At 39.5% G+C, this 18,923-nt stretch carries 13 protein-coding genes; 4 read left to right on the forward strand and 9 right to left on the reverse strand.

Features of this window, described 5'->3' with window-relative positions; translation table 11 throughout:
- Positions 1 to 277: 277 nt before the first annotated feature.
- On the forward strand, positions 278 to 1,513 hold the full coding sequence (locus tag RI844_RS14165; RefSeq protein ID WP_348395317.1) for a PDZ domain-containing protein: 1,236 nt from the start codon (positions 278 to 280) through the stop codon (positions 1,511 to 1,513).
- Between the two features lie 107 nt (positions 1,514 to 1,620).
- Here RI844_RS14165 and RI844_RS14170 read toward each other — a convergent pair whose 3' ends face one another.
- From RI844_RS14170 to RI844_RS14190, 5 genes are all read right to left on the reverse strand, one after another.
- Positions 1,621 to 2,919, reverse strand: a complete 1,299-nt coding sequence (locus RI844_RS14170) for a sensor histidine kinase (protein WP_348395318.1) — start codon at positions 2,917 to 2,919, stop codon at positions 1,621 to 1,623.
- Positions 2,909 to 3,610: a response regulator transcription factor gene (locus RI844_RS14175; RefSeq protein ID WP_348395319.1), complete on the reverse strand. Its 702-nt coding sequence runs from the start codon at positions 3,608 to 3,610 to the stop codon at positions 2,909 to 2,911. The genes RI844_RS14170 and RI844_RS14175 overlap by 11 nt, the downstream gene beginning before the upstream one ends.
- 68 nt (positions 3,611 to 3,678) lie before the next feature.
- Positions 3,679 to 4,791: a type 1 glutamine amidotransferase domain-containing protein gene (locus RI844_RS14180; RefSeq protein WP_348395320.1), complete on the reverse strand. Its 1,113-nt coding sequence runs from the start codon at positions 4,789 to 4,791 to the stop codon at positions 3,679 to 3,681.
- A gap of 71 nt (positions 4,792 to 4,862) precedes the next feature.
- Entirely contained in the window at positions 4,863 to 7,346 is a 2,484-nt protein-coding gene (locus RI844_RS14185; protein WP_348395321.1) for an ABC transporter permease, read from the reverse strand.
- Positions 7,340 to 8,026 carry an ABC transporter ATP-binding protein gene (locus RI844_RS14190; RefSeq protein ID WP_348395322.1) on the reverse strand — a complete coding sequence of 229 codons (687 nt, stop codon included), beginning with the start codon at positions 8,024 to 8,026 and terminating at the stop codon, positions 7,340 to 7,342. The genes RI844_RS14185 and RI844_RS14190 overlap by 7 nt, the downstream gene beginning before the upstream one ends.
- A gap of 171 nt (positions 8,027 to 8,197) precedes the next feature.
- Here RI844_RS14190 and RI844_RS14195 point away from each other — a divergent pair, with 171 nt between their 5' ends.
- Together RI844_RS14195 and RI844_RS14200 are read left to right on the forward strand one after the other, a co-directional pair.
- Positions 8,198 to 9,841: an amidohydrolase family protein gene (locus RI844_RS14195; protein WP_348395323.1), complete on the forward strand. Its 1,644-nt coding sequence runs from the start codon at positions 8,198 to 8,200 to the stop codon at positions 9,839 to 9,841.
- A 63-nt stretch (positions 9,842 to 9,904) separates the two neighbouring features.
- Positions 9,905 to 10,927 (forward strand): HpcH/HpaI aldolase/citrate lyase family protein, encoded by a 1,023-nt coding sequence (locus tag RI844_RS14200; protein ID WP_348395324.1) that lies wholly within the window; start codon positions 9,905 to 9,907, stop codon positions 10,925 to 10,927.
- A 74-nt stretch (positions 10,928 to 11,001) separates the two neighbouring features.
- Here RI844_RS14200 and RI844_RS14205 read toward each other — a convergent pair whose 3' ends face one another.
- Both RI844_RS14205 and RI844_RS14210 read right to left on the reverse strand, forming a co-directional pair.
- A complete protein-coding gene (locus RI844_RS14205) occupies positions 11,002 to 14,073 on the reverse strand; it encodes an efflux RND transporter permease subunit (RefSeq protein WP_348395325.1) in 3,072 nt (1,023 codons plus the stop codon).
- 10 nt (positions 14,074 to 14,083) lie between these two features.
- Entirely contained in the window at positions 14,084 to 15,184 is a 1,101-nt protein-coding gene (locus RI844_RS14210) for an efflux RND transporter periplasmic adaptor subunit (protein ID WP_348395326.1), read from the reverse strand.
- A gap of 137 nt (positions 15,185 to 15,321) precedes the next feature.
- Between RI844_RS14210 and RI844_RS14215 the strand changes: the two genes are divergently transcribed.
- Complete coding sequence (locus tag RI844_RS14215; RefSeq protein WP_348395327.1) at positions 15,322 to 15,942, forward strand: TetR/AcrR family transcriptional regulator; 621 nt, start codon at positions 15,322 to 15,324, stop codon at positions 15,940 to 15,942.
- 34 nt (positions 15,943 to 15,976) lie between these two features.
- Here the strand turns inward: RI844_RS14215 and RI844_RS14220 are convergent, their stop codons facing one another.
- Both RI844_RS14220 and treF read right to left on the reverse strand, forming a co-directional pair.
- Positions 15,977 to 17,206, reverse strand: coding sequence for an alpha/beta hydrolase (locus RI844_RS14220; RefSeq protein WP_348395328.1), 1,230 nt, complete (start codon positions 17,204 to 17,206; stop codon positions 15,977 to 15,979).
- A 170-nt stretch (positions 17,207 to 17,376) separates the two neighbouring features.
- The gene (treF, locus tag RI844_RS14225) at positions 17,377 to 18,915 is read right to left on the reverse strand and encodes an alpha,alpha-trehalase TreF (RefSeq protein WP_348395329.1); all 1,539 of its coding nucleotides are present in this window, start codon (positions 18,913 to 18,915) and stop codon (positions 17,377 to 17,379) included.
- Positions 18,916 to 18,923: the final 8 nt, after the last annotated feature.

Here is an 18,923-nt window from a genome sequence, read left to right on the forward strand (position 1 = left end):
CTAAAAATTATCTACTCCTCTGACTTAGTCGGTAAATTAATTTGCGATAGAACTACAATCAAATCCATCGCCTTGAAGTTCAAATTCCATTAGCCAAACTATTATTAAGCTTTTTATCCAACTTCACTATTTCCCCTGTAATGGCTAGTAAACGGTTGTTTGCCGTTTTTCACATCGATTTCACAACTCTAAAGTTAAGCTTGTTGCAATGGTCTTGCTAAGTCGATTGCACATGTTGATCCTTGATAAGACAAAAATAAATACAGGAGTTTTCAATATGAATGGTGTCGCTCGATCGTTAATCTTAGCCTTATGTTTGTTACTAGTCAGTGGCTGCAGCGTTGTAAATATTCTTAAATTAAGAAATGCGAATAACAATGTTGAACCAATATGGAGTCATTCCGAGGATCAATTTAACCTTGCTACTGATTATATCGGCGAAAAAGTCTTTATCTATGGCGCGATTAATGGCGTAGATGGATTCAAGTTTATGATTGATACCGGGGCTTCTTTTACCTACTTAATGGATACCCCAAAAGTTGTCGCGTTAAATTTACCTGAAGGCTATGAATTAAATCTTGGCGGTTGGGGTGATGAAGATGATTCTCTTGGCCATCAAACAAATATGATGTCGCTGAAGTTTGGCGAGATGGCGGTAGAGGATTTCCAAGGGGCTTTTCTTCGAATGAGTAAGACCCGTTATTTCAACAGCTCAGATGAACTTATTTATGACGGCATCATCGGTCATGATTTATTGCGTCACTTTGTTTGGACATTCGATAAAAAAACCAACCAGGTTAGTATCTCCAATAAACCTCATAGTGTAACAGATGGCATCAAAGGGCTGCCCTTCGATACGTTTATGAGCAAAATTAGTATTGTAGGAAATATTGACTTTGGCAATGGCCATAACGTCGAACATGAATTTATTATTGATACTGGCAGCAGACATTATTTTAAATTGAGCTCTGAATATCCAAAAGCCAACGGAATCGAATTACCAAATGCACAAGTGACTGCTGCAGATTTTGGGTTAAGTGGTAAAGCGGAACATCAGCGGGTAACTTTGCCACAAATTGAATTTGGTGATACTCAGATAACGAAGATCAAAACTAATATCATTAATACTGATGATGAAGACGATTATTGGATCATTGGCAACGGCACACTTAATCAATTTGTGACTACTATTGATTACCAAACTAGCAATATTTATATGCAACCCTATGAAAATCAGCCATTTCAATCTCGTTACAATCTTTTGGGTTTGGAAGTGAGAAAGTTGCTCTCAGGTGAATTTCTGGTGCGATATGTAATGCCGGCGTTGCCCGCAAAATATGCTGGTTTGAACGTTGGTGATATTATTACCCAAATTAATGGTGTTAGTGCCAAAGACATTTCGAAAGATGAATGGCTGTCAATAAGTGCTACGCCGGGTAACTATAAAATTTGCCGCCAGCCTTATGATTGTTTGCCATTGCAGTCTCGACATATCAAAGGGTATTCCAATTAATCAAGTTACTATAACTTGAACATACATGAAGCCGAAAAATGGTACTAGGAGCAACGAAGATAATAAACAACATTGTTCCTTTTCCATTTGTGAGGTTGAAATAATTTTTAGGCGAGTGTCTCGTCAGTAAAAGAAACAGATATTTTCGTCCCTCTGTCACTCACAACAGTTAACAACCAGGCTTGATGCTCACACAGCCGCTTAACAATAGATAAACCAAAACCATAACCAGTACTTTGACTGCCTTTGACATTTGGCTCAGTGACATTCTTTGAAATATCCTGCTCTATGCCCGGACCGGTATCCGTTATGGTTAGTTGCTCGTTGATAAAGCATATTGTTACCTTACCTAAATCAGTATATTGAAAGGCATTGCTGAGCAAGTTATCCAACAGCACTTTTAGCATGCCCGGCTGAGCAAAGACACTGGTATTGCAATTGTCATCAACAAAAACTTCCACTGATTTACCATCGAGTAAATGGCTATGATCGATTATTGATTGCTCTATCATTGGCAGCAGTTTTACCTTTTCTTTCTTTCTTGACGTTTGCTCTTCTCTCGCCAAAATTAACAAGGTAGTCACAGTTTGTTCCATTTGCATACTGGCATCGGCAATTCGGCTAACAATCTTTTTGCCATCGTCTTTCACGGCGCTTTTCTCTTGATATAGCTCTTGGTAAACTTCAACCGCATTTTTTATGATCGCCACCGGGGTTCTTAATTCATGACTGACATCACGAGTAAAGCATTTCTCTCTCTCAAGGGCCTGATTAATCCGTTGCATGGTCAATTCCAAGGTTCTAGCCAAAATGCCAATTTCATTGTTTGGAAATTGATAGGCAAAACTAGCAGGAATGTTTTCAGGATCGACACCATCAACCAAATCAGCTAATTGCTGTAATGGTCTTGCCGTCTTTCGTCCCAACATCCAAGCGATTAAAAAGGCGATGCATACTAAAATCACACCACTGAGCAATATGAACTTCAACACATCATCTCGTATCGGACGGACCAACAACATTTGACTCACTTGTGCAACAAGGTAAACATCTTTCTGCTCAGGTAAGGCATATATATGATAATGCCGGCCATGTGTGCCATAAAACTCTTTTTGCTGTGGCTCCTCGATAAATTGCAGGCGCACGTCCTCGGGTAAGTTGTGTTTCGAAAAATACAGCTTCATATATGAGTTTCGTGCCGTAGGCCATTGCTTTGTTTGACGAAAGCCCGCACTTAAATAATTAGCCTCTCGCAACACTTCACGCTCAATAAAGCCATCTTCTAAGTTATACAGCAGCAGAAAGCAGAAAGCACCATAGGTAGCCGATAATGCTAAAGTAAAAATACAGAATTGGGCAACAATTCGCCTGCTCAGACTATGAAACGATCCTGTATTATTTTTCATCTTTTATATCCAGAGTAAAACCAACACCATGTACGGTTTTTAATATTGGAAAATCAAAAGGCTTATCCAATACACAGCGCAGTTGATATATGTGAGAGCGCATTGCATCAGATTCCGTCGGTTCGTCTCCCCATAGTTTTTGCGATAACTGTGATCGACTGACAATTTGCGGGTAGGCTTGAGCTAATACCGTTAAAATGCGAAATCCCATGCTATGTAAATTAAGCAGTTGCCCTTCTCGGGTAACTTGTCGTCTTTTTCTGTCAAGGGTTAAAGGACCTAGGGTTAGAATATCAGTTGTTTGCAACAAATAGCGCCGAGATAACGCCATGCATCGCACTTCAAGTTCTTGTAATGAAAATGGCTTGGTTAAGTAATCATCAGCCCCTACGGTAAAACCAGATACTTTATCTTCAATACTGTCTCTGGCGGTCAGCATTAATATAGGAATATGACGATCGGATTTTGCTCTGATTTGCTGACAAACTTCAAGACCGTCCATCACTGGTAAATTTAAATCGAGAATGATCAAGTCATAGTGATTTTCCAGAGCGAGATCAAGGCCGTGCTGACCTTGATTGGCAAAATCAAAAACATGTCCTTTGGCTTCCATGTAATCTGAAATATTACCAGCAATATTAAGTTGATCTTCAACTAATAATACATAAAGTGATGTTGCCTGATTTGTCATAGCACTTCCCAAGTTAGCAAGCCGCGCCTCAAGCTCCAATGTTAAGGCACGGCTTTAATTTTTATACGTTATAAAGTTTTTAACATGTCTAAGGCGGGTTTGTAATCAGGTTTTGTTGCTAATAACTGATTTAAGGTAATTTTCGCTTCTTTTGCTTTACCTAATTTATACTGCGTTTTGGCAATTTTCATGTCTAACATCGGATTATTAATTGCTTTTTGGGCAACGGTCATCAAGGTAAGTGCATTTTCGAAGTGCTCATTTGTTTGTGCAACTTTCAAGTAGTAGAAGCCATACATGCCCACTAAGGCAATTTGATATTGGTCTTGGTTATCAGTCAACCTTTGTGCTGCTAACTTATCTCCTGCTAGTAAATCAGCCACAACTGCCAAGGTTTTATCTTCAATATCCTGCTTCGTAGTTACAGGTATTAACCCCAAGCTTTTAACCAATTCGGTTGCTACATCTACGGTCGATGTTGGATTTTGTCCAGTAATAAGACGCTCATCAACGGCCACATGGCTTAGCATTATTTCACTTGATTGAAACTTGCCTCCACGCTCGGTTAACTTATCCTCCAACATAAACTCAAACTTATTTAGCCACTTTTTGCCAAATAATTGTTCTTCTTTATTGGTAAAACCATTGATGGCTTTATTGGCAACTAGATAACTACCATCATTAAGCTTTACGTCAACTAATGCTGCAGGGCCATGACACACTGCAGCAACTGTACCTTGCTGCTGATAAATATCGGCAATAACGGATTGCAGAGCCTGATCTTTTGGCAAATCAAACATCGCTCCTTTGCCGCCCACGATAAATACTGCGTCATAGGCTTTAGCATTAAGTTTGTTGGTTGCTATGGTGTTGTCCAATTTCGCCATAATTGCTGTGTCTTTTAACACTTGCGCGTTGTATGATTTCTTTGGATCATATTTGTCAGCTTCCACCTTACCACCGTCTGGGCTGGCAATATCGACAGTAATGCCGTTTGCTTTAAACACCGAATATGCTTTGGAGAATTCATCAAATTCATAACCGGGTGTTGTTTCACCCTGTTGTTGGCCATGGCCACTAACGACCATGAGTATTTTTTTGTTTACTGCCGTTGCATTTACCTGCACCGAAATCACTAATAAAGTTAATAGGGTGACTAATTGTTGTTTCATCTGTTTCATATTTTACTCCTAAGGTTTCCTGCATGGTGACAAATTCGCAGTGAAACAAATGTGAAATGTTTCGAATTATTCTAATTTGCTGAAATTAATTGCCTAACAGAGCTACGAAGACTCTTTCTACTGGCGTAAACACCAAAACTAGTGACAACAATTAAAACGATGGATAGCGTAGCTATCAGCCAAATAAAGTCAGGTTTGTAGGTTAGAGAAAATTGCGACTGGTAGATCATCAACCCTGCAATATAGGTGCCCGATATAGCGCCTATTGCGGTAATTAGCGCGGTCACCAACCACTCAATAATATTAAGCCTTAAACAGGTTGATTGTGAAAAACCAAAGCTCATCACAACGCTGTTTTTTTTCATTTCTTTAGATTCAAGCGCATTAATAGAGGCTAGAATAACCACAGCTGAAAGACAAATTATCATTAAGGAAAAGCCGCTAATAACCTTAGTGATCATTGCCAAAATTGCATCAAACCGATCGGTCATTGCTTTTAACGAGACCATCCGCAGTGTTGGAAATTTTTGCCATAAGTTGGTTAAAAGCGGCCATTGTTGCTCATTAATCTCTATACTCGCCATGCTGTAATGAGGTGATTGAATATGTGGCAGGGCAGCTAGTGGCATTTGTACCCAAAAGGTAATGGAGCCTGCGCCTGGTTTAAATTCATGACTGGCGGTGATCTCAAAGTTAAAGCTTTGTTGGCCAATATAAAATCTTAACCAATCACCAAGCTCTAAGCCCATATCTGTCAATACTTCCTGCTCAACTGAAATTTGCTGCCAATTTTTATTATTAGATTGCCACCATTGGCCGTCGACGATTTTATTATTTTGCGGAATTGAATCATTCCAATGTAATCGAATTGGGCGGGTGAATGTGGCCAAACTATCACTTGGTTTTTGGCTAAATTCAGTTAGTGATTGGTCATTTACTGCGACTAACTTGGCGTACATATACGGTTTCGCCTGACGAATCATTATGTTTTGCTGTTTTGCCCAACCCTTAATAAATGTAAGTTGCGACTGAGTTGCTTGTGACACCATAACATTACCATCATGCTGTCGTTGATAGGATGCCATGGTAGCGCCGACATCTTTTAGCAGCATTAAGGTAAACAAAAGTAAAAAAGCGCAAAGTCCTACGCCCATTATTTGTGTACTTTTGCTGACCAGTCGTTGTTTCATCATAAATAAGGCAAAAGGAATTAACCCAGAGATATTCTGAGTGACTTTTTCTCCAACGGTTAAGGTGCCCCAACTCAACAGTATCATCAAGCCAATGGTAATAACGATAGCTGCTACCATCATCAAGGTTAATAAACCATTATCTGAATAGGTAATCACTATACCTAATAACACCAGTATACTACTCACTTTGCTAAACCAATGATCGGCCTCTTTGTTGGTGGAGATAAACAATTTGGCAACAGAGGCTTTGTGCAGAGCGAACCAAACTGGAGCATGAAATACTGCAAAAATAATAGTCACACAGCTGGTCGTTTTCAGCATCGAGAAAAAGTTAAACTGCCAGTGCAAATTGATAAATGTTTCTTGTAACCAGTAAGTTATCAGCCAATGAAAGAGCGCCGATAATAATAAAACCAAGGGTAACAACAACGCCAAAGAAATTAGCCATTTAAACAATGACACTTGCATGCCCGTTGTTTTTGATGCTCCTAGGCTCATGCAGATAGCTGAAAAGTATTGGTCTTTTTTGATGTGCACTTGTGCTAATTGATCAATGGCAATGGCCGCCATAAAAAACAAGATAATAGATGCTAATCCGATAAAGTTTTCTGTTCGCTGCCAAAAAAGCGCCAATGGGTGAGCACCTTGCTTATGGTGAACTTGTGCTGCGGGTAAATTTTTCTGTTGCCATTTGAGCAAGGTACTAATTTGATCACTAGTAGCTGCAATTAGGTATCGATAATGGATAAGATCAGGTGCAAACCCCAGGGCTTCAAAATCCATAGTATTAACCATAGCTCGCATATCAACATTATGACCCTCCATCAACCTATCAGGTTCATGTTGCAACACGCGAGAAACCACAAGGGGTTTATCTGCAACCAATATCTGATCACCAATAGTTAACGCTAAGCTGGCAAACAATCTGCTATCTAACCAGACACTACCTGGTTTAGGACCACCCAATGTTTGCTTTCCTTGCTGTTGTAGTGTCAAAGAAGTTAACAACTCACCCTGCAATGGGTAACTGTTATTAACGGCTTTGAGTTTTGCCGGTTGCCATTTGTCGTTATGGGTCAACGTCGCTTGAATTTGTTGAGTAACAACAATTTTATTGGTCAACTCATGCACTGCAGCGTATTGGTCTGCCGTTAACGCCTGTTTTTGGCTGAGCACAGCATCGGCGCCAAGCAAGCCTTGTAAATTATTTTCCAGATAATCTTGTATGCTCTCACTTGTTTGACTTAAGGTAACAATAAATAGCAACAATATTCCCTGGGTTAAACGCAATAGTCGTTGATGGGAATGTTGATACTCTTGTTTAAAAAAATGCCAAGCTAATTTAACATTTTTAGTTAACATGCGATCACCTTGAGTGTCTCGTTTGACGCCTGTTTAAATGTGCCATCCTCTAAAGAAAAAACATGCTGAGCACGATTGGCCAGAACGTCGCTATGGGTAACCACAACGAGACCGGCATTATTTTCTTGGCAGCAGGAAAACAAAATATCGGCAATTTCTGTTGCGCTTCTTTGATCTAAATTTCCGGTGGGTTCGTCAGCGAAAATAAAGTTGGGTTCAAAAACGAGCGCCCTTGCTATCGCCACTCGTTGCTGTTCACCGCCGCTGAGCTCACTGGGTTTATGATTGATGCGCTGGCTTAAACCAACCTTGTCTAACCAAGTCATGGCTTTTTTAAGCGCCTGTTTATCACCCCTTAACTTGAGTGGTAATGCCACATTATTAAGAGCTGTTAATTCAGGCAACAAGTGAAATTGTTGAAAGATAAAGCCGATATCAGCTCTTAGAAAGTCTAAGGTTTTACTTTGTTTTCCTTTTACATATAGGCCTTGTCCGGTGGTTGGTTGCTCCAATCCCGACATTAACATCAGTAAACTTGATTTTCCGGCACCAGAAGGACCCGTAATGGCATAAGATTCACCCTGGACTATGGATAAATTGAGATCCTCGAAGAGAGTGACTTGTGAGTCGTTCATTTGAAACGACTGACTAATATTCTTTAATGCAATGTAGTTGGACATGGTTTTGACCTGTAAAACAATAATATGCTTTACCTTAAAACGAAGGTTGTAAAATGAATGTGAAATAAAGCAGCTATTTCAAATTATTCTCGATAAATCTAAATGTTGTTTTTTATCTCGTTAAAATTTACTAAGATGAATGCATCCTAATATTCATCCAGTAAACCTATTATGTTTAAAATACTTATGTTTTCTACGTTAATGCTCGCGAGCACTATATCACTCAAAGCGTTCGCGCAAACTATAGCGCTAACCAATATTAATGTGCTTGATGTTGCTACGTTAGAAATAGTGAAAAATCAAACGGTAGTTATTGAAGATAATAAAATTAAATTGGTAACCAGTAAGCGCAAACCTAAATTGAGTCAAGATGCCATCTCTATAGACATGAGTGGTAAATATATTATGCCGGGCTTAATTGATACACATGTGCATCATGGAACTGAGCCTGACGCGGGAGATAACGATAAAATAACTCGCATGAGGTTACGTAATTTACTGCGAGGTGGTGTTACCTCTGTTCGTGATATGGGAGGAGATGTTAGAGCATTAAGTTCACTAAAACGACGAGCAGAAATAGATATTATTCAATCTCCTGATATTTATTATTCAGTTATTATTGGTGGAGAAGAGTTTTTTTCAGATCCTCGCACTGTTGCTTCAGCGAAAGGGCGAGTGCCTGGCAATGTTGATTGGATGAGAGCCGTCGATGAAAACACTAACTTTGATGAAATCATGCTACGGGCTTTAGGTACTGGTGCTACAGGCATAAAAATATATGCCAAAGTACCAGCTAAAGTAATTGTAAAACTTAGTCAATCAGCCAAAAAGTATGGCTTAAAAGTTTGGTCTCATGTATTTGTTGGCCCGGCGCGTCCTATTGAAGCAGTAACTTCTGGCGTTGAAACCATTTCTCATGCAGCCGATTTTTCAGCTGAGGTTATTGATAATTTTTATGAATTACGCCGAAAGGGCGAAAACATCACTGACCAACAACAAAAAGAATCGTTTGAATTATCCCGGTACCAAAGTCTAATTGCACAAATGAAAAAACACGGCACTATATTAGATGCGACTATGACCGTTTTTGAACAAAGACAAGAAGCACGCGGCGAACGTGGCACTCTAATGCATCAGTGGAGTAAAACGTTTACAAAACTTGCCTATGAAAATGGGGTACAAGTTTCTGCAGGCACCGATGGCGCAAGTGATTATTTCAACATGGATTATCCATTGGTGCATCATGAAATGCAGTTGTTAGTGAATGATGCCGGATTATCACCATTAGCAGCCATACAAGCTGCAACCTTGCACGGTGCTGAGGTCATTGGAATTGCTGAGCAATACGGAGAAGTAGTGGCAGGGAAAGTTGCCAATTTGGTTATTTTAAATGAAGATCCTACTGATGATATTAAAAAAACATTAGATATTGCTCATGTAATTAAAAATGGCGAATTTGTCTATTTAGGTGAAAACTCAAAGCTTCCGTTCTCAAGTGCTAAAGCTATTGGTGATACATTATGGTTATCAGGTCAGTTAGGTAACTTACCATCTACCATGACTTTAGCCAGTAAGACTATTGAAGGGCAAATGACACAAACCATGAAAAATATTGGTGTGTTATTGCAGGAACATAACCTGGATTATGAAGATATTGCTAAATGTACTTTGATGCTGGCAGATATTAATGAATGGCAAGCAGCGAATAAAGCTTACACGCCATTCTTTACATCCTTGCCTGCCCGTAGTGCTTTTGCCGCTTCAGGGCTAGCTTTAGGTGCTAAAGTTGAGGTGGAATGCGTAGCGAAGCTATAAATAATTGATTACACACTCGGCATTTATAGGCCGATTACATAAAAGTTAATGGAGAACGAATTAATGCAAACCAAAACCCCAAGAAACTTTTTTAAAGCTCTGGCTGTTGGCGCGCCAAAACCATATCAGGAGTTACCTACGCGCTTGGAGCGAATGATTCACTTTTTTCCGCCACAGATTGAAAAAATGCGCAACAAAGTGCCGGAAATGGCAAAAAATGTTGATGTGATTTTAGGTAATTTGGAAGATGCGATACCCGCTGACTCGAAAGAGGCTGCACGCGCAGGCTTGATAGAAGTCGCCCAAAGTACCGATTTTGGCTCTACTGGTTTGTGGGTACGTATTAACTGCTTAAACTCACCATGGGGCTTAGAGGACATTACAGAGTTGATGAATGCTATTGGCGATAAGTTAGACGTGATTATGTTGCCAAAAGTAGATGGCGCCTGGGATGTTCATTACTTAGATCAACTCTTAGCCCAATTAGAAGCTAGAAATAATATTAAAAAACCGGTGTTAATTCACGCTATTTTAGAAACGGCAGAAGGTGTGAAAAACGTCGAAGACATTGCTGCTGCTAGTCCTCGCATGCACGGTATGAGTCTTGGCCCAGCTGATTTGGCCGCTTCACGCGGAATGAAAACCACTCGTGTAGGTGGTGGTCATCCTTTTTATGGCATGTTGGCTGATCCAACTGCAGATGGTGCTGATCGCGCATTCTTCCAACAAGATCCATGGCATTACACCATAGCCAAAATGGTCGATGCGTGTATGGCCAATGGAATCAAGCCTTTTTATGGTCCCTTTGGTGACTTCTCAGATAATGATGCCTGTCGAGCGCAATTTCGAAATGCCTTTTTATTAGGCTGCATGGGTGCTTGGTCTTTGCATCCAAAACAAATTGAAATCGCCAAAGAGGTGTTTTCACCAGACCCTGAAGAAGTAGTTTTTGCTAAACGTATACTTGAAGCCATGCCAGATGGCACGGGTGCAGTAATGATTGACGGTAAAATGCAAGACGATGCTACTTGGAAGCAAGCCAAGGTTATTGTTGATTTAGCAAAACTTGTTGATGAAAAGGGTTAATACCAACCAGCATAAATATCTGATCATTTTGATTGGTATAACCTAAATAGAAAAAAGAAATATAAAGCGAGGTGTCAACTCGCTTTAACTTTATAAAAACTGCAATAAAGTACGGGTACAACGCCAAGGGTTAAAATAGTGCCGATACCCAAGCCAAATGCGATGACGTTAGCCATGCCGTAAAACATCGCATCGTTACCAATAATTAATGGCAGTAGTCCCATCACAGTGGTGATAGTTGTCATCGTAATAGGACGCAAACGAGTTAAACAAGCATCAATAACAGCTTGATAATCACTTTTACCTTCTGATATCTCTATCTTTATCCGGTCAATTAAGACTATGGCATTATTGATAATAATACCGGCTAAGCTATATAAACCAAGGGTTACCATAAACCCAAATGGCGCTTGCATTATTTGCAAGCCGATAACGGCACCGATAAAAGACAGTGGAATGGTTAAGGTGATCACCGCTGCTTTTCTAAATGAATTAAACTGGGCAACGAGTAAGATAAGGATAAACCCCAACACCATTGGCATGCTTGCGCTTAACGCTTTTTGAGCATCTTGTGAGTCAATAATTACCCCGCCATATTCAATGCTATGATTGACAGGAAGGTCAGCTCTTAAGGCGTTTATTTTATCATCAATCAGTAATTTCAGATCCTCTGCGGCAACCCTAGTATTACGCGCTTCAACACTAATGGTGGTGAACATATCCTCATGTTGAATCACTGAAAATTGATTGATTGGTGCTAACGTAGCCACTTGAAATAAAGGAATTGCTTTGCCTGTTTTTTCAGAATAAATATTAAGCGTTCTTAGCCGATCAAGATTGTATCGCTCGGCTTCTTGTGCGCGAAATACTACAGGGATAATCTCATCATCCTCTCTGAATTCGGTAATTTGTGCGCCGGAAAAATAGGCTTCAAGTGCTTGCGCAATGTCATTAGAGCTTAAGCCCGCACGCTTTGCGCGATGTTGATCAATTTGCACATCAATTTTAGTGATTAAGTTTTCCCAATCATTTCTTACGTCAACAGTGTCAGGTTGTTGATGTAACACGTCCATGATTTGTTGGGCTTTTCTGTAAATAACGTTTTTGTCAGGCCCTTTTACTTGGATCTTAATCGTACTGGAGTCAGACGGCCCTAAAAACATTTTCTTTACCCGCGCCGATACATTCACAAAAGTATGTTCTAGGCGAGTATCCAATTCAGCCACTTTTGCCGTTACATCAGTATGCTCTGCAACATTTAACACAATGAAGCCTTTATTTGCTGCTGGATCTTCCGGATTAAGTGATAACACAAATCTTGGACCACTAAAGCCAACATAACCTGAATAGCTTTCGATAAATTCAAGATCAGGGGCTGTATTTAGCCAAGTGAATATATCTCGCATTTGCCGATCAGTTTCTTTTGAGGAGGTACCATTAGGTAAATCGATGTTCACTACAATTTGGGTACGGTCGGAATCTGGAAAGAACTGTTTGGCGACAAACTGCATGCTAAATATCGAAGCAATAAATAAGGCCAACATTACAGTCATAAACAGTGCTTTATGAGTTAAAACCCAATGCAAAAACCGTTCATAACCTTGATATATATTATCCATTAACTTACTTGGAGACGCCCCAGTACTGGTTAACTGTTGAGTTTGATTACTTTCATGTTTAATGAAGAAATAACAAAGTAGTGGGGTAACACATAAAGCTAATACCCAACTGGTTAACAAGGTAATTAATATTACTAATGAAACTGAACGAGTAAATTCACCGGCTACATGTTCGGCCAACATTAGCGGTAAAAAGAATAAAATAGTGGTCGCAGATGAGCTCAGTAAAGGTATGGCTAATTCTTTGCTACCTTGTAACATTGCATCGTATCGCTTGATGCCTAATTCTAATCGACGCTTAAAGTCTTCTGCGATGACAATACCATTATCAACTAACAAGCCTAGTGATATGATCAAAGTCGCTAAACTCATGCGCTCTAATTTCATCTCAGTAAATTGCATAATTGACAGCGTAGCTAACATAACAAAAGGCACAATTGCACCGACGATCAGACCAGTTCTGAGGCCTAAAAATACAATAACCACCACCAGAACAATAGCCAGAGTTTGTATTACATTGCTAGAAACACCGTTAATGGTTTTTTCAACTTGCTCAGCTTGAAACGTGGCAACATCAAGTTGGTAGCCAATCGGTAATGTCGCCGTAATTTGCTCAACATGTTTCATAAAGCGGGGTGCATATTCTAAAATATTGTTATCGGCTAGCATTGATGTAGCGAAGAATATTGCCGGTTGACCGTTGAAATAGGCCAACTTATCGGGCGGATCAATAAAGTCTCTACGCAGTGTCGCGATGTCTTTTAAAGTTATATAGTTTTCACTGTTTGGAATGCTAATTTGGGTGTTGGCGATATCTTCAAACTTAATAAAGTTGCCCGATGGTTCGATAATAAAGCTTCTTGCTCCAGTGTCTATTTGCCCACCAGATTGAATTATATTTTGGTTGCGCAGTTCGTTAATTATTGTTGTTGGCGCAATACCTAGCTGAGAAAGCTTTGTATTGGAAATTTCAATAAAGATTCGTTCGGCTCTGCGGCCCATAATATCGATTTTCTTGGTGCCTGTTACAGCATATAATGTATCTCTTATATGTTGAGCGATATCATACATTTTCCCCATATCAAAACCATCAGCCGTAAGGGCCAGAGTAATGACCGAAACATCACCAAATTGATCATTAACAAATGGCAGAGAAGCCCCTTGTGGCATATTTGCATGGGCAGCTGCGGTTTTATTACGCAAGTCTTGCCATATTTCATCAAGATTAAAATACTTGTCGTAAACTTTTACGTGTATGGTAGACAGTCCTGTAGAAGAGGTTGATCTAATTTCTTTTACCTCTGCAATTTTACGAATTTCTTCTTCAAGCTTTTTGGTAATGAGCTGTTCTACCCGATCAGGTGCCATACCTGGGAATGCAGTACTTACGATAGCTTCTCGTATGGTGATAGTAGGGTCTTCTTGCGCTGGCAGGGTAAAGTAAGCAAATACGCCGTTAATCAATAATAAACCTACGACGAGTAGAACCGTTTTACGATAATTAAAAGCGATTTCAGTAAAGTTCATCATAACCCCTTTAATTAAACCGCTGTGTAGAGTTGTCTAATAGAGTTACCTGCTGACCATCACGCAAAAAAGCAACGCCGGCGGTAGCTATTATTTCTCCATCAGATAAGCCACTTGATAAATAGACTAAGTTATTAAGAATATTTTCCGTCTGCACTTGACGTAAACGAACAACACTGGCCTCAATATCATAGACAAAGACATAAGATTTTTGATCTAAGCCAGCACGTAATGCGGTCATGGGAACAGCAATCGTTTTGCCTTTGTAGCCAGTACGCCCGATACCATCAAAAACAAAATCGACCTCAGCGGTCATTCCTGCACGTAACTTATTATTGGTTTCGGCCAAAATTACCGTAACAGGAAAGGCATTCGCTGATTGTGCACGAGTACCAATTTCGTTGATACGGCCCTGCATCGTGACACCAGTTAACACTGGAAAACGAATAGCCAAGAATGTGTCTTGTTTTAACTCTTGAATTAGGGTTTCGGGGACGAGCACTTCAATTTCAAAACCATGATTACCTTCAACTTCGAAAGCGGCTTGGCCAGCGCCAATTTGTTGAGAGGGCTCAATTAAACGCTTGGTAATAACGCCATCATAAGGCGCGAGAAGGGTACTGTCTTGCAAGTTCTTATTGGCAATGTCAACCTGTGCTTGGGCGACACCTACGGCACTTTTATTTGAATCATAAGTGGCTTTGGCATTATCAAACCCAGATTGCGAGACTAACCCTTGCTTCACCAATTTGTCATAACGTTCAAATGTGTTTTTAGCTTCAGCCATTGCCGCATTTGCTTTATCTAACTGAGCTTGTGCTGATTGTAAGCTGAGATCAAAGCTGCGATGGTTTAATTGCGCTAGTACCTGACCAGCTATTACTATTTCACCAAGTTGAACCTCAACTGTTTCTACTTTACCAATTACTTCAAAGCTTAAATTGGTTGCTTCAACGGGAGCAACGACTCCTGATAAAGTGCGTAACTGTTTTAAATTAGTCTCTGAAACTTTACTCCAAGCAATCGGACGAATAGCCTTTTCTGTGACAACGGCTTGCTCATTACAGCCCAGTAAAACTGAGGCTAACAGGATAGTTAATAAAATACGCATAATAATTCCAATGATGAAGGCTACTAATGAGTTAAGTAAATAAACCCGAATAAGTAAATTGGTACTGCCAAGTACCGCGTATTCTGGTACTATGTAGTACCAATGTCAACAAATATTATAAAAGTGTTAATGCAATAATGCTAAATTGTGAACAAAAACATAAAAATGGATTAAGTGCGCGTGGGCAATTAATACTCGCTGCAGCGCAAAAATTATTTCTCAAACATGGTTTTGATGAAACGTCTCTTGAAATGATCATCAGTGAAGCTGGTGGTTCGCGGCGTTCTATTTACAATGAATTCAATAATAAGCAAGGCTTGTTGATGGCGGTTATGCAGCAGCAAGTTGCGATTCAGATAGATACTATTGCTGCTATCAAATATGATCTAGAGCCGAGTGCTGCACTAAAAGAAGTTGTAGTACGGTTTGTACAAGGGATGTTATCTGAAACTCTGGTCTCGTTGTTTAGATTAGTAACTCAAGTTGTGCCAAAAATCCCCGAAGTTGGCCAGCTTATTTATGAGCGAGGGCCTTTAAAAGGATGCACTCCACTAGCAGATTACTTAGCCTACCTAAATAAGCAAGGCACATTGGTAATTGACGACTGCAGTTTTGCCGCTCAAATGCTAATTGAAATGTCTAAAGGAGGTTTACACCTTAAGGCGATATTAATGCCCAGTGTAAAAATAACCGATGACGAAATTGTTCAGCATATTGATCGCACAGTAGACTTATTTATGAAAGCTTACCAACCATAAGCAAATAAAAGTATAAGTACAAATTAGTACTAAGTTACTTCATTTCCCATATTTGCCACATAGGTAGCTTTTGTTGCTGAGCTAAGGTCATTGCTTTTGTTTGAGCTTTATCAGCAAGCTCTATTTGGCCAAGCCCTGCTAAAGCTAAACTGTATTGATGATGCCATAAAGCTATTTTTGCACCCTCAGCTTTTACACGATCTAAAATGTCTTGTGCTTTTTGAAATTGTTTTTTAGCATTAAAACCTTTCGCCAAGTAATTAGTTACATTGACTATTGAGTTTGGAAATTGTTGATTAATGATCGTCAAAATTTCTTCAATTTTATCCGTTTGCTTTGAACCGAATACATACTTGGAAAACTTGTAGGCTTGTAACCACTCGATTCTAAAACCATTATAATTTTTCTTTTTATTTTCAAATGTTGCTAGCACAGCAAACACATCTTTATGGGCCTGCAGTTCATAACCGTCTTCGTAATAGCCTGCAAATAAATATCCCAATGCATCGTGTAGTGCTGGCAACGCAGTACTAAAGTGGTTTTCGTCAGGATATTGTTTATAGATTAATTTCCAATCATTTATGTTTTGTTCATTAAGGCTTTTATAGACTTTATCTACACCCATTCCTTGCTCATTAGCAACCGACAAAAATAGCGGTGAAGGGGGATTTTTATACTGTCTATAATATTCACCAATATAGTTTGCAATAGATTTTTCTGCGGAGTAATCATCAAACCAGTAGCTAGGGCTCATTGCTAAAAAGGCATTAAAAGGCGTATTATTTTGTACCATTGTATAGGTGGTAAATAACCCCCCTAATGAATAGCCAGACATTATTCTATTGCTGTTAGAGCGGTAGTTATCATCAATATAGGGTATTAATTCATCCGTGATGTATTGATAGAAAGTTGACGCGCCGCCGTAATCTTGTTCACCTTTGATCCGCCAAGTGGTTTGGTAAATATAATCCGCATTGCCCTGAGTCGCTATACCAATGACAATCATTGGCGGAATTTTCCCCATACGTGATAAGTTTTTGACAACCGCTGAAACATGTTGAAATTGAAAGTCACCATCAATGACATATAGGGTAGGGTAAGAAAGGGCATTATCATGATAATTTTCAGGTAAACCGATCATGAAGCGGCGATCCTGTTTCAATATATCTGAATGATGACTATCAACATAGCCAGCAACAATAGCCTCTTTTGCTTGAGCTACGCCGATAAAGTGCAATGTTAAAATGAGCAGCAAGCGCATCATATATTTTCCTTTGGTTAATGAACATGATAAGAAATAACTTTGGATAGCCATTTTTATTAAAACTTCATCGTAGTCAAAGACTTTAACTAAAACGACTTAACAATATCCAGTATTTATTTGTTACAAAATCTTGTGCATTAAAAAGGTACCCTCTACTCGGTTAACTAAAGTTATTTCTTTAATTCATTATAAAAAGCTTGGCTTACCCCATTTGTCCAACCAAAACCTTCTTGTACAGTATACTCTCCACCGCTGGCGGTATTCGACAGTTGACAGACGTTGTACTTTTCCATCATTTTTCCCGTCTGAGAAAAGTATGTTTCTACCGTAGATAACCACCGCTGCATAATGTCTTCAGCCAGAGGCCTGTTTTGATATTTTATGAGTCCTTGTACCGCAAACCAATGCAAAGGTGCCCAACCGTTAGGAGCATCCCATTGTTGTTCGCTTTCAATAGCGGTAGTGACTAAGCCGCCTTTTTTTAAAAATTGCTGGTTAATCACTTTTGCGACCTTATCGGCTTGCGCTTGCTCAGCTAAACCAACGAATAAAGGCAGTATGCCAGCCAATGATTTAACTGGACTATGAGTTTGTCTATCCAGATCATAATCTAAGAAAAATCCCTCATGCTCTGACCACATGTGGCTTAAAATAGCCGCTTTTCTTTGTTTAGCCAGGTCAGAATAAACTAAACTTTTTCCACCCTTACCTAGCATTGTGTAGTAGGTTGAGAGCAACATTTCTTGTTTGTACAATAAGCAGTTCAAATCTACGGGTAATATTCGGCTAGTGCGAATTGACGTCAATGAATTAGATTCATCAAGCCAGCGCGAACTAAAATCCCAACCAGATTCACAAGCGGCACGAACATTACGATAAAAGCGTATTTTTTCCTTGCCGGTTAGTCCTTCTGATAATTCCATGTCTTCCCGATACGATTCGGGTCTAGGCGTAGCACTGTCATCCCAGTATCGGTTTAACAGACTACCGTCAGGCATTTTAACCACTCGCGATTGTTCAGTGTGGTTATCAGATAATAGCTCACTACCATGCATCCAAAAATTATATTCAGCTTCAATTGCGTTAATATGAGCAGATAAAAATGAGTTCTTGTCAGCTTTTATAGGCAACAGTAATTCAACCAGTAGCGCCAAAATTGGTGGTTGTGAACGAGAAAGGTAATAACTTCTATTACCGTTAGGAATGCATCCAAATCGTGTTTGCAAATCAATAAAGTTCTCAAGCATCGATTCAACCAGGGCAACATGACCAGATTCAATCAGGCCTAATGCGGTAAAATAACTGTCCCAGTAATAAATTTCTCGAAAGCGACCGCCTGGTACTACATAAGGGTATTTAAGTGGTAATAAAGAGCTTTCATCTACTTCATCTGCCGGTTTCTGTAATAGCTGCCATAGGATTTTAATATGTTGTTTAACGTTTACACCGCGCTGATTAGACGATATCTCGGTTTGTTCCGGTAGGAAGAAAAACTCACTGATGAAATCTTCCAGGTTAAATTCATGATTAGTTTGTTTATTAACTTCATATTGTTGCAATATCTCATCTATCGGTCCTTTCGGAATCGCATCAGCAAAGGTTTTACTGTCTGCAAAAATCTGAGAGATTTGCACGGTTTTGAATAATTCACTATTGAAAAAGTCCAAACCAAGTTGAGATGTTTGAGCAGATGAATTGGTTTTTACCATGTCGATAC

The sequence above is a fragment of the Thalassotalea fonticola genome, assembly GCF_032911225.1.
Lineage (GTDB): Bacteria > Pseudomonadota > Gammaproteobacteria > Enterobacterales > Alteromonadaceae > Thalassotalea_A > Thalassotalea_A fonticola.

Coding starts and splice junctions, on each gene's coding strand:
- RI844_RS14165 (WP_348395317.1), top strand. CDS start 278: ATGAATGGTGTCGCTCGATCGTTAATCTTAGCCTTATGTTTGTTACTA.
- RI844_RS14170 (WP_348395318.1), bottom strand. CDS start 2,919: ATGAAAAATAATACAGGATCGTTTCATAGTCTGAGCAGGCGAATTGTT.
- RI844_RS14175 (WP_348395319.1), bottom strand. CDS start 3,610: ATGACAAATCAGGCAACATCACTTTATGTATTATTAGTTGAAGATCAA.
- RI844_RS14180 (WP_348395320.1), bottom strand. CDS start 4,791: ATGAAACAGATGAAACAACAATTAGTCACCCTATTAACTTTATTAGTG.
- RI844_RS14185 (WP_348395321.1), bottom strand. CDS start 7,346: ATGTTAACTAAAAATGTTAAATTAGCTTGGCATTTTTTTAAACAAGAG.
- RI844_RS14190 (WP_348395322.1), bottom strand. CDS start 8,026: ATGTCCAACTACATTGCATTAAAGAATATTAGTCAGTCGTTTCAAATG.
- RI844_RS14195 (WP_348395323.1), top strand. CDS start 8,198: ATGTTTAAAATACTTATGTTTTCTACGTTAATGCTCGCGAGCACTATA.
- RI844_RS14200 (WP_348395324.1), top strand. CDS start 9,905: ATGCAAACCAAAACCCCAAGAAACTTTTTTAAAGCTCTGGCTGTTGGC.
- RI844_RS14205 (WP_348395325.1), bottom strand. CDS start 14,073: ATGAACTTTACTGAAATCGCTTTTAATTATCGTAAAACGGTTCTACTC.
- RI844_RS14210 (WP_348395326.1), bottom strand. CDS start 15,184: ATGCGTATTTTATTAACTATCCTGTTAGCCTCAGTTTTACTGGGCTGT.
- RI844_RS14215 (WP_348395327.1), top strand. CDS start 15,322: ATGCTAAATTGTGAACAAAAACATAAAAATGGATTAAGTGCGCGTGGG.
- RI844_RS14220 (WP_348395328.1), bottom strand. CDS start 17,206: ATGATGCGCTTGCTGCTCATTTTAACATTGCACTTTATCGGCGTAGCT.
- treF (WP_348395329.1), bottom strand. CDS start 18,915: ATGGTAAAAACCAATTCATCTGCTCAAACATCTCAACTTGGTTTGGAC.